At 59.2% G+C, this 11,227-nt stretch carries 7 protein-coding genes and 1 pseudogene; 1 reads left to right on the top strand and 7 read right to left on the bottom strand.

Annotated elements, in window-relative coordinates; genetic code table 11:
* Positions 1–441: 441 nt before the first annotated feature.
* Genes cysC through GIW04_RS21270 form a run of 4 tightly spaced genes read right to left on the bottom strand, consistent with a single transcriptional unit; the run spans position 442 to position 7,184 of the window.
* Positions 442–1,074, bottom strand: a complete 633-nt coding sequence (gene cysC, locus GIW04_RS21285) for an adenylyl-sulfate kinase (RefSeq protein ID WP_050587212.1) — start codon at positions 1,072–1,074, stop codon at positions 442–444.
* A 30-nt stretch (positions 1,075–1,104) separates the two neighbouring features.
* Positions 1,105–2,112: an NAD(P)-dependent alcohol dehydrogenase gene (locus GIW04_RS21280; RefSeq protein ID WP_032902215.1), complete on the bottom strand. Its 1,008-nt coding sequence runs from the start codon at positions 2,110–2,112 to the stop codon at positions 1,105–1,107.
* Between the two features lie 4 nt (positions 2,113–2,116).
* On the bottom strand, positions 2,117–6,211 hold the full coding sequence (locus GIW04_RS21275; RefSeq protein WP_120249111.1) for an SDR family oxidoreductase: 4,095 nt from the start codon (positions 6,209–6,211) through the stop codon (positions 2,117–2,119).
* A gap of 37 nt (positions 6,212–6,248) precedes the next feature.
* Positions 6,249–7,184, bottom strand: coding sequence for a DMT family transporter (locus GIW04_RS21270; protein ID WP_032902217.1), 936 nt, complete (start codon positions 7,182–7,184; stop codon positions 6,249–6,251).
* A 9-nt stretch (positions 7,185–7,193) separates the two neighbouring features.
* On the opposite strand from GIW04_RS21270, the gene GIW04_RS21265 reads away from it, so the two are divergent.
* Complete coding sequence (locus GIW04_RS21265) at positions 7,194–8,180, top strand: LysR substrate-binding domain-containing protein (protein ID WP_232964618.1); 987 nt, start codon at positions 7,194–7,196, stop codon at positions 8,178–8,180.
* Positions 8,181–8,492: 312 nt separating this feature from the next.
* Here the strand turns inward: GIW04_RS21265 and GIW04_RS21260 are convergent, their stop codons facing one another.
* The 3 genes and pseudogenes from GIW04_RS21260 to GIW04_RS21250 all read right to left on the bottom strand — a co-directional run.
* Positions 8,493–9,629: an aromatic ring-hydroxylating oxygenase subunit alpha gene (locus GIW04_RS21260; protein WP_236269974.1), complete on the bottom strand. Its 1,137-nt coding sequence runs from the start codon at positions 9,627–9,629 to the stop codon at positions 8,493–8,495.
* Positions 9,630–9,670: 41 nt separating this feature from the next.
* Complete coding sequence (locus GIW04_RS21255) at positions 9,671–10,774, bottom strand: mandelate racemase/muconate lactonizing enzyme family protein (protein ID WP_032902220.1); 1,104 nt, start codon at positions 10,772–10,774, stop codon at positions 9,671–9,673.
* Positions 10,771–11,227, bottom strand: a pseudogene (locus GIW04_RS21250) (NAD(P)-dependent oxidoreductase); the annotation flags it as partial. The pseudogene GIW04_RS21250 and the gene GIW04_RS21255, both read right to left, overlap by 4 nt.

Raw genomic sequence — 11,227 nt, 5'->3', positions numbered from 1 at the left:
CTGGACATGCCTGGCCCAGGACTCGCGCCGCGCGTGCATCGTTTCCATGTGAATCCCCTGCTGAAAAATACAGAGGATGCGGGCAGGGGTGCTCGAGGAGAAGGTGGGCGGGCTGGACGCTTACTTTGCGGGTGATGTTGGATTAGATGGTTAGCCGCTAATCGTTATTTTGATGTGAGCCCCTGAACATAGGAATGCGGAGCCTTCCTATGTTCAGGGGCTTGGTCTGAAAGTCTTAATGACTTTGGTGTTGGCGACAGTCGTCAAACAAGCTATCTCCGCAGATGGGATGTCGTTTGCGGCTTCGGCGCTAACCAGTTAGTGCTAAGCGTATTGGTACGAGCTTCCGATGCTTGGTTTTATTGGACGCCGCCACACCGTTGAAACCGGCCTGGACGACAACAAGTGTTTCGTAGTGCTTGCCTGTTGCTGATGTAACGGTTACCCCCATACCCGCTGGCGTTTGAGGAAACTCTCGATGGTGTGTGCGGCCTGCTCGATTGAGGAGGTTGTGCTGTCAATGACAATTTCGGGGGCCTCCGGGCGTTCATAGGGCGAGTCAATGCCGGTGAAATTCTTGATCAGGCCTTTGCGTGCCTTGGCGTAGAGGCCCTTGGGGTCGCGCAGCTCCAGGACATGCAGAGGCGCATCGATAAATATTTCAATAAAGTCGCCGGGGACGAACAGCGCCCTGGCCATGCGGCGTTCCTGTTCGAAGGGCGAGATCAGGCAGACCAGGGTGATGACCCCAGCATCTACCATCAGCCTGCCGACCTCGGCCGTGCGCCGAATGTTTTCCTTGCGGTCGTTATCGGCAAAGCCCAGGTCGGCGGTTAAGCCCTGGCGTAGCCGGTCGCCGTCAAGCAGGCAGGTGTGCAGCCGCTTACCGTGCAGGCCGGCCTGCACGCGGTTGGCAATGCACGACTTGCCGGCCCCCGACATACCGGTGAACCACAAGAGCAATGAGCGATGCCCTTTGAGGGTGGACTGGGCCTGGCGTTCGATCTCAAACGGGTGGGGCACCAGGTCCGGGGTACGCAGGGGATGTGACGGTAGTACCAGTGACGGGGGCATGAAAGACATCTCCATGGGGGCGGATGACAGTCAGAATTCAATTACCGCTCGGTAGCGCACTGTGTTGTTGCGCAGGGCGTCCAAGGCCTGGTTGATCTGCTCTGTCGGGAAAATCTCCACCATCGGCCAGACATGGTGTTCGCTGGCAAATTCCAGCATTTTCAGCATGTCGTGACGCCCGCCGACGTTGGCGGTACTGACGGTCAAGGTCTTGTAGGTCATGGCAGGAATGTCCAGCGTGACCGGGCCGGGCATCCCGGCAAAACACAGGGTGCCATGGGGGCGCAGCAGGGCGATGGCCCGTTCCCAGTCCTGGTCGTTGGAAGCGGTGATTAGCAAGAAGTCCAGGGTATTTTCCTGTGCCTGCAACGTGGCCAAGTCCAGGGTGTAGAAATGGCGCGCACCCAGCTGTAATGCCTGGGCTTTCTTGTTATCGGAGCTCGATAACGCGGTGACCGTGCAGCCGAACTTGGCTGCAAACTGGATGGCCAGGTGGCCGAGCCCACCGATGCCCAACACGCCCACGCGCATGCCTGGCCGGGTGCCCCGTAGCAACGCGGTGAACACCGTCTGCCCGGCGCAGAACAGCGGCGCGGCCACATGAGAGGGCAGGTTGTCGGGGAGCAAGAACACGAAGCGGCTGTCGCAGGTCAGGAAGTCGGCAAACCCGCCTTTTTGCCCGTTACTGCAGGTTGGCAGCACGGCCGCACAGTGTTGCTCTTCACCCTTGAGGCACCACTCGCACGCCAGGCAGGCGCCCTTGTACCAGCCGACGCCGACGCGCTGGTCGGGGCTAAGGTGGGTAACTGCCGACCCGGTGCGCACCACGCGCCCCACAACTTCATGGCCACACACCTGTGGGTATTGGGAAGCTTCACCCCAATCGCCTTCAATCAAATGCAGATCGCTGGTGCAGGCTCCGCAATGGGTCACCTGGATCTCCACTTCGTTGGCCCCGGGATCCGGGCGCAGGTAGGTGAACGGTTCCAGTGGAGAGCCCGGCCCATAGGCGGCCCAGCCGTTAGTAGTGCGTGTCATGGGTTCACTCCTGGGTTAGGTTCAGTGCCGTGAGGTACTGTTGGGTCCATTCAGCGTCGATCACCGGGCACTCCAAATGATCAAGTAGCAGCGGCGGTGGAGGGTTGAAGTAGCTGAAGTCATCAATGATCATCGGCAGGATTAACAGCGTGCGCTGCAACACGGCCTTGCCAGGGGCCTGTTCCTTGAGTCTGGCCTGCCATTGTTCCAGGGGCAGTGGTGCATACTGGGTTGGTCCCAGAAGCGTCTGTATCCAGGCGCATAACTGGGTCCATTTGAGGTTCGCCGCAGGGTTATACAGGTGCTGTACGGGCGGTGAACCCAAGGCCTGGCCGTGGATCGCTGTGTGGGTAAATACCTGCGCGACATAGTCCACGGGGGTCAGGTTCATTGACCAGCTCGCTTCGTCTGGCCAGGCATTGAGGGCCAAGCAGCTGCGAATCAGTAGCCCGACATAGTCCTCCTGGTTTATCGACGCGCCACTGTCGGGATGTGCGGGGGCGCTGATGTCGCCACAGCGCAGAATGTTCAGGGACAGCCCGCGGCTTTCGCAAAACGCAATGGCCAAGTGTTCGGCCACCAGCTTGGCGCGGTTATAGCCGGTCGATGGCACCGGCTCCGGTAGGGTCGAGGCAAACACCACGCCGGCCCCGTTTGCGGCTGCCAGGCCGAGCACCTCGACCACACCGCCGACGTTGGTCTGGGCCAGGCGTTCATAGCGCTTGAGCCAGTTGACGTCGGCGGCGCAATGAATGATGCAGTCCACGTCTTGGCACAGCCGCTGATAGGCCGCGCTCGCTAGGCCGAATTGTGGTTGCGCCAGATCCCCGGCCATGCCCTCGACCCGAGCCGTGCGGGGCGACAATCCCAATTTGGCTACCCGACGTTGAGCCTGGGCCGCATCATCCGCACGGACCAGGCACAAGATCGTCTCCACACCGGCTGTTTGTTGCAGTTCGGCAACCACCCTGCGCCCTAGATACCCAGTCGCTCCGGTGACCATGATTGTGCGTCGGGCCAGGCGTCGCGGCGCCTGCTGCAGGCTCGCCACAGCCGTGGTCAACCGGGCCAAATAACGCTCGGCTTCTGCCGTGACCGAAAAGGCCACTTCCAACAGCGGCGTACCTTGCAGCCGATGGGCCAGCAGCCTGCTGATCCCTGCCACCGTCGAGTCGCGGGTGATATCGGCAATCGTAAGGTTCGTCTCGAATGCGCGATTGATGCGCGTCATCAAATCCAGCAGCAACAAGCTGCCGCCAATATCGATAAAGTCGCTATCGGGCCCCAGGGTGACCCCTTGCAGGTTCATGCAGCGCGCCCACAGCCTTGCCACTCGTACTTGCAGCGGCGTCAGCGGCGGTAGGTCATCCGACAGCGGTGCTAAAGGCTGCAGCAACAGGGCTTGGGCACTCAGACGCTTCTGGCTCGCTCCCGCCGGAATCGACGCGGCAAGAAAGTACCCCAGTGGCACGCTGAATGCGGGCAGGTGCTGGCCTGCCCACTGGCGCAGGGCGCCAGCAGCTGGAGGGTTGTCGGGGTCTCGGGCGCTGATAAAGGCCACCAGTTGCATATCCTGGCCCTCGCCACGGGTAGTGACCAGCGCGCTGCGTACCTCGGAGTGAGTCATCAATACCCGCTCGACGTCTGCGCTGAAGATCTTGAAACCGCGCACCTTCAAATGGGTCGTCGCACGCCCTATCAGATAAACCTCTCCGGTCTCGCTCAGCCGCACCATATCGCCGGTGCGCAGCAGCCGGTGTGCCAGCGTCGGGCAGTCGGTGGCCATTGGATTTTCCACGAAGGCACTGCGGTTTGCCGCGTCGTCATTGAGGTAGCCCATGCTGAGGCCTGGGGTATGGACGTACAGTTCACCGTGGCCACCCAGCGGCGTGCAATCGAGGGCCGGGTCTAGCACGTAGGCCTGGGTTCCGGCGGTAAATTGCAGATGTCCGTCCGGGGCGGATAACGCGACATCTCCGGCTTCATTCGAGCCATACAGGTCGATCACCCGGCAATGCGGCAGGCAGCGCACGAGATTCTGGCGCGTGGTCGCTGGCAGTTGTTCGCCGCTCAGCCACAGGCAATGCACTGCGGCAAAGGCTTGTTTGAACGCCGGCTCATCCTGCATCAGGCCTGCCGCCAGGCTGGGGGTGATCATCAATTGGCTGAGCTGGCCCCACTGGACGAATGCCCGTAGAGCCTGAGGATCCAACACCATGGCATCCGGAATCAGGCAGGCGGTGGCACCGCTGAAAATAGGGTAGTAGACATATCCAGCCATCCAAGCATTGAGGCCCACTCGGTCGCCCGGGCGGATGTGCTGTTGCCAAAGCGCCAGGGAATCAAGGCGACCGTGTTCGGCGATGGTGACAATCTTCGCCGTGCCGGTAGTGCCGGAGGTAAGCAGGCCGTAAGCTAGGTCATTGACGACAGCTGCACGTCGGGTTACGGCAGCGGGCGCGGGGTCCAGTTCGTCGAACACCAGGGTGCGATAACCGGGCGGCAAGTCGTTGAGACTGGTGGTGTCACCTACCACCACCACCGGCTGGAGGTTGGTCAGGGCCTTGGCGGTAGCCTCCAGGCCATACCAGTGAGGAATATCGAGGTAGGGCCAGCCCAGCAGGCTGCAGGCGGTCATGGTGATCAGGCTTGGAAGGTCCTTGTCCAGGCGGATAGCCACCCAGCCGCTATGGGTGCAAACTTTCGACAGGCGTTCGGCCAGCGTGGTGGCATGGGCATGCAGTTGCCTGGCATTCAGTTGCCTATGCGGTGTCATCGCGACCAACCTCTCAGGGGCTTGGTCCAGTAAGCGAAAGAAGTGTTGCTGCCATGATAGGCCCGGCGCGCTGGCAGTGCTGGCGTGGCGGTTGCTGGCGATTTGATGCGTGCGGCTACGTAGGCTCGCATTTAGCGCAAGGGTTGCCAGTTGCGCACTGATTCGCGGGGCCTGAGCGCCAGGGTTGGACGGATCGATGGCTATCAGGGGCAAGTCAAGGGCCCTGGCCGATGGCGTGTCAGGTGCCATCAGGCACAGGAACCGCTGACGCGCCTGCGCGGGAGAGCAATAGGCTATATTTTCGTCGGTCGTCAGCAGCACCAGAGGCCCGTCCTGCAACATGGCCAGTTCACGCATGGTTTCCTCGTTCAGCATCTGGCCGCTGCTGTCCAACAGCCAAAGGGCATAGTCTTCGGGGAGATGGGCCGCCAGTTGCAGGGCGCTACTGCGATGCTCGTCGGATGGGGCCAGTAACAGGACTTGGAGTCGCGTCGTGATCGGTTCATGCAGGCACTTAAGGTGATCCGCTGCATCAGCCAGCCGTTGCCAGGTGGCGGATAGCTGGAAAAACCGATAAATCACCTGCTTGTTCCGCGCCGTTTGTTCCACTATCTCAGGGAATTCCATGGCCGAGTGTGTCACCGGGGCGAACCCGGATGAGCGCTCGGCCTCATCATGCCAACCCTTGAAAAACTGCCATTGCGCAATCTGTTCCGGCTCCCATGACAACAGTCGTGGGGAATAGTCGATACCGGCAAAATCGCAGAAACGCATCAGGGTGCCTTGGGTCTCCCCCATCAAGTCGGCGTCACTGTCCAGGTACAGCACTTGGTCGCTGGGGCAATGCTCCAGTACTAGATTATGAATGCTCGCCAGCTCATCGAAACCCGACTCGGCGGCATCGAAATAAGTGGTACCGCCGCCCTGGCTGACGCGATAAAGCGATTGCATGACATCCAGTGGCTGGCGTACCAGGAAGACATGCTTGAAACCCGTCAACCAGGCGCCATCAATGGCCTGGAAGTCAAAAAAATAGGCGATCTCTTTAGCAAATTGCAGTCGCAGGGGCAAAGCGGGGCGTTGGCACAGCAGGTCCATCGCTTGGCTGTAGCGGGTGATGCCCACGGGGCCTTGTTCGGCCTGCCGGGTGCGCTCGATCAGCGCATGCTTGGCGGGAAAGTGCTGCAACAGGAAGGGTTCCGACAGCTGCTCATGCAGCACCCTCACGTCTGGATGTTGCATCACGGCCCGCTCGAAGGCGGTCGAGCGGCTCCGGGAGACGGCCCAGAGAATTACGTTGGGCAGATGAGATGACGTCAGCATAAACAGCTCCTGGGCAGGGCCTGTACACGTGAGGTGTCTAGCGCTCGCCTGCGGGTTTTTTCAGCACAATGAAACCCGACAGCAGAATAAGGACCAGGCCGGTAGCGGTTCGGCCGTTCAGCATTTCGTTGAACAACAGGGCGCCCCAGGCGATGGCAAAAATCAGGTAGGTGTAGTCAAACGCACCAATGACCGAGGTCTCACCAACTTGGTAGGCTTTGGCGAGCCCGATGCTGACGACTACCATCAGGACCGCCAATACGATCATGATCCACCAGTCGCCCTGGCCCATGGCCGACCAGCCTCCAATCAGGAATCGTAAACCGTCATCCACCGGAAAATGCGGGCCGGTCTGCAGCACCACCAAGCTGCCCACCACCCCAATGATCAGCAACGCGACATTCATGGCCAACGCCAAGAGTACGGGGTCCTCATCGGCACATTTGCCCTTGGTCACCACCACGGCAAGGGCGTATAAAATAGCGGCGAGTACAGGCAGTAGCGCATAGGTATTGAAGTCTTCGGTGCTCGGCGCCAGGGTAATCACGACCCCGACAAAACCCAGGCAGATCGCCAGCCATTTGCGTGTGGTCACGTTCTCCTTCAAGGAGAGGGCCGAGAACAAAGCGATGAACAGAGGTGTGGTATAGATAGCCAAGGCGGCGACGGTCAGGCTGATGAAGGGCAGTGCGCCGTAAAAGGCGATCCACATCAACGACAGCAGCAGGCTTCTTATCACCACCCACAGGGGAGACAGCGGCCACAAATTCGTGGCGCCGCGCAGGTGAACCACCAGCGCCATCAGAATGCCCGAGGCCAGCACAGAACGGATTACATACAGTTGCCACATTGAAGTCTCGGCACTGGTTGCCTTTATGATGGCGTCTGACACCGAGAGCAAAAATACCGAACCTACAACGATAAGAATGCTTTGTCGGTTATCAGTGGCGGTTATCGTAGTGCTTCCAGACATGAGTTTTCCTTGATTAACGGCTTTAAGGATTCTGAGTGCGCACTGGCTGTATTTAAAGTGACTTATGGTTACGCAGAAGGACTGAAAATTATGGATAATTTCAAACGCTCACTGCCCCCACTGTCCAGCCTTGTGCCTTTTGAAGCGGCGGCGCGACTTGAGAGCTTTTCCAAAGCCTCTGAAGAGTTGAACTTGACCCAGGCCGCAATTAGCAAACAGGTGCGTTCTCTCGAAGAATTCCTGGGTGTTGCGTTATTTACCCGCAGAAATCGGGCGGTATTCCTGACGGCGGCGGGTGTCGAATTTCGCGATGCCGTTCGGACGGCATTCCTGGGTATTGCGTCGCAAGCCGAAGATCTGAAAAAAGGCCGGGAAAGCAGCGAAGTAGTCCTAGTGGCACAGTTGTGCGAAGCTTTCTATTGGCTGACGCCCAATATTCCCGCGCTGCATAGGAAGTACCCGGATCTGGAGGTGCGCCTTAACGCATCGACCCAGCCCATCACCGCAACCGCTGAAAAATTTGATATCGCCATCCAGACCTCAGGCCGGGCTTCTGGCGATCACACGCGGCTGTTTACCTTGAGCGATGACATCTATCCGGTATGTAGCCCACGCTACCTCGCTTCTTTTGGCAGCACGCCGCTGGTCTTGGCGGACTTGGCCAACCTGCCGCTGCTGCACCACGTTGCAGTACCGCAAGACTGGAGCACCTGGAACGATTGGTTGCTGGAATTCGGCATCAAGGCGGGTGGCTCCAAGGACAAATTCTTCGACAGCTATCCAGTGATGATGCAGGCTTGTGTCGAGGGGTTCGGTTTTGCATTGGGGTGGCGTCGGACCACCGAAAAAATGCTCGCCAGCGGCGACCTGGTACGGCCCTTTGCCGAATCCACCCATCTGCCGGAAGCTCTGAGCGTCTACAAATGGCGAGACGCCAACCTGCGTCCGGCAGCCCGGCAGTTGCTGGATTGGTTGAAGTCATCCTTTGGTGACTGAGGCGCAATGCCTGCGTTCGGTCCTTCGCTGATAAGGCAGGGCAGATTAACAGCGAAAGCTAGAGCGCAGGACCGTTCGCTGAGGAGCTCGCTTGCGATAGCGGCAGTTGGAACACCGCAGGGTGTCAGATATTCAACGTCATCATTAACGACCACCTCAGGCAAGCCAGCTCCGACAAGGAGACGCGCACGGCTCAACGGCCAGATTACTATTAGGTGGCGACGGTAGCACTGCCGGTACTTATGGCATCTGATACACCACTATCGCAGCCTCGCTCTCGACATAAACCCCAAGGGGGCGTTTTCAAAGACCCTAAGAGGGTGTCAGCAGGCCAAGGGCCGCCAGGGTTTTTTTCTGGATGTCATGCACGGCATGTTCGCTATTAGCACCCAGGCCCGGGTCAACGACAAAACGTCCCTGCTGGTAGCCATCACTGCTCAAGCCCCGCTGGACGCTAGCGCACAGGGGCACATCTTCTTCGCGAATAACCGCTACAAAATCGATGACTTCCTGCTCTTCCCGAGTGGGTGTGGCGGCATCGCAAAACCATTCGACCACTTGCAAGGTGTGATCCACTGCGATGGGGATGTGGTGCAGGACATTCATATAGCCCCCTGGGTACACCTCCAGGCAAAAGTTTGGCCATAAGTACCATGCACCAAACTGACGGGACTGTGGTGAGGTTTCCTTCATCGTATACCCTTGATTTGTTCCACTTTCGTGGCTGACATGGGCGTGGTAATGCTCATGGATCGCCAAGTGGTAGCTCTTGAGATCAAGGGTGGCCATGGACAATGTCGGATGGCACATCGGGCAGTGATAACACTCCGAATAGTTTTCCACCGAAACTTTCCAGTTGGACTGCACGCTGTAGTTCTTGGAATACGCATGGGACAATTTTTCCGGCGCCGGAGCAAAGGATCTTATGGAGTCTTCCAGGCCGGGAAGCAGGGCTTGCATGGATGCGCATTTGCTGTCGAAATTGATAAAAATAAACCCGCAAAATACCTCAAGCCGGATGGGCACGAGTTGCACCTGCTCAGTACAGAAGTCCTTGAGATGCTCGGACTTTCGCGCGCTGACCAACTGGCCCTGGGTGTTATAGGTCCAGGCATGGTAAGGGCAGGTCAACAGCCCGGGCACATGGCCACTCCCCTCCACGAGCCGGTGTGCACGATGCTGGCAAACATTGTGGAATGCCTTGAAGTCGCCGTCCTTGTCTTTGACCACCAGGGCACTCTGGCGACCCAGGTCCCGGACGTAATAGTCACCGGCCTGGGCCAAGGCTGAAACGTGGCAAACGTACTGCCAGGTCTTGCAGAAAATCAGCTCCATTTCCTGTTCGAAGAGCCGGCTATCCACATAGTGTTCGCTGGGTAAGGTGAAGGATGCAAAGGGATCCGCGTCGAAGCCGCGAGCCAGATGCAAGGATGATGGGGCGCTGGACATGGAGCCTCCATGGATCAACGTGGTGGAAAGGGCCGCGGCGCTCAACTGTACTGCGCGACCGGTGATTCGAAATGCCGGGGGGCGAGTTCGAGCCCCAGCCCCGGGCTGTCCAGTACATACGCGCGGCCCTGGCGAATATCGAACCCACCCGTGGCCAATTGCACATCGTGGTGCCGGCAGCAGTTCCAGCTCGCGCGATGAAAACGCGCTGGCGTCGCGGTGGCCAGATGCATGACGGCGCTGTCCGAAATCAAGGTGCCGCCGACGTCCTCAATGTTCATCTGGATTCCGTGATGGATGCAGAAGTCGCGCAGTTGCCGGGCCTTGGTCAAGCCACCGACCCGACCGATTTTCAGCCCGATGACCTGAGTGATGTTATGGCGTTGGGCATACGCCAGGTCTGCCAGGGTCACAATAGACTCATCAAGGATAATCGGATTACGAGTCAGCTCGCGCACGGCGCGGCACTGATCCATGGACTCACAGGGCTGTTCGAAACACACCGTAGGATCCTGCACGCTGTTCATCACCGCGACGGCATCGGCCACCGTCCAGGCACGATTGACGTCGAACGTAATCACCTCGCCCGGCAAACGCTGCGCAATCAGGTAGTTGATCCGCGTTACATCCTCTTCGACACCGGTGCCGACCTTGCAAGAATGGGTGCGGTAACCCTGCTGTCGGGCGGCCGCCAGGTGTGTGGCCATAAGGTCGGGGTTGTCTGTGGGAATGCTGCTCTGCAAGGCAATCGAGTCCTGGAACTTACCCCCCAGCAGGGCATACAACGGGAGGTTGCAGTGCTTGCCGAGAATGTCCCAGCACGCCAGGTCAATTGCCGCTTTCACATACGGGTGCCCGGGCAGCATCACGTCCATCCGCTCGTTGATCTGGTCCAGGTGCAACGGGTTTTCCCCCATCAGATGGGGCGCCAGTTCATCGATCCCCGCCCGTACGCCTCTGGCATAGGCCGGCAGGTAGGTGGCGCCCCATGGGCAGCTTTCACCCACCCCCAGCAAACCGCTGTCGGTACCTATCACGACCACGGTGGAATCCAGCGCGGCATAGTGCAGGCGACCGCCGCTGAGGCTGTATTTTTCCTTGAGCGGGACGTCGAACTGGTAGACCTTGATGGACGTTATTTTCATGGCACAAGTACCCCCTCGGCCTCGGAAAGACCCGCCATGCGGGGCGAGATGGCAACATCCAGGATCGATTGTTGGAAAATCCGGTTGATAACGCTCAGCTTTAGCTCATGGCGTTTTTGATCGACTACCGCGATGCTGTCGAAGCACGGCTCGTAGCTGTCCATGTGTTCGGCCACCCAACTAGGGCCGCAGCTCCAGTTGACGACCTGGGTGACCAGCGAGGGCGACAGGCCCATGGCGCCGCCAATTTCAGCGGCCTCCCCGAGGATGACCCGGTTGATACAGGCGAGGAATTCCACCAGATGCGTCGCCAGCTTGATCTTTTGGTTGTCGGTAAACCGGATGCCGGAGTGGAACGTTCCCGGCAGTGTGGGGGTGATCCGGCCGAAGGCATCCTCGGTAAAAGCGCCGCTGTGTCGGTAGTTACGATTGGCGCCGTAGGGCGAGGGTGCC

The sequence above is a fragment of the Pseudomonas sp. PA-4-8C genome, from assembly GCF_021606625.1.
Taxonomy (GTDB): Bacteria; Pseudomonadota; Gammaproteobacteria; order Pseudomonadales; family Pseudomonadaceae; genus Aquipseudomonas; species Aquipseudomonas lactis.
This window is presented reverse-complemented; position numbering and strand designations above follow the sequence as displayed.

What these genes read in the sequence shown, in the direction of transcription:
- GIW04_RS21270 (WP_032902217.1), bottom strand. Translation starts at nt 7,184, where the DNA reads ATGTCTGGAAGCACTACGATAACCGCCACTGATAACCGACAAAGCATT.
- GIW04_RS21260 (WP_236269974.1), bottom strand. Translation starts at nt 9,629, where the DNA reads ATGTCCAGCGCCCCATCATCCTTGCATCTGGCTCGCGGCTTCGACGCG.
- GIW04_RS21280 (WP_032902215.1), bottom strand. Translation starts at nt 2,112, where the DNA reads ATGACACGCACTACTAACGGCTGGGCCGCCTATGGGCCGGGCTCTCCA.
- cysC (WP_050587212.1), bottom strand. Translation starts at nt 1,074, where the DNA reads ATGCCCCCGTCACTGGTACTACCGTCACATCCCCTGCGTACCCCGGAC.
- GIW04_RS21275 (WP_120249111.1), bottom strand. Translation starts at nt 6,211, where the DNA reads ATGCTGACGTCATCTCATCTGCCCAACGTAATTCTCTGGGCCGTCTCC.
- GIW04_RS21255 (WP_032902220.1), bottom strand. Translation starts at nt 10,774, where the DNA reads ATGAAAATAACGTCCATCAAGGTCTACCAGTTCGACGTCCCGCTCAAG.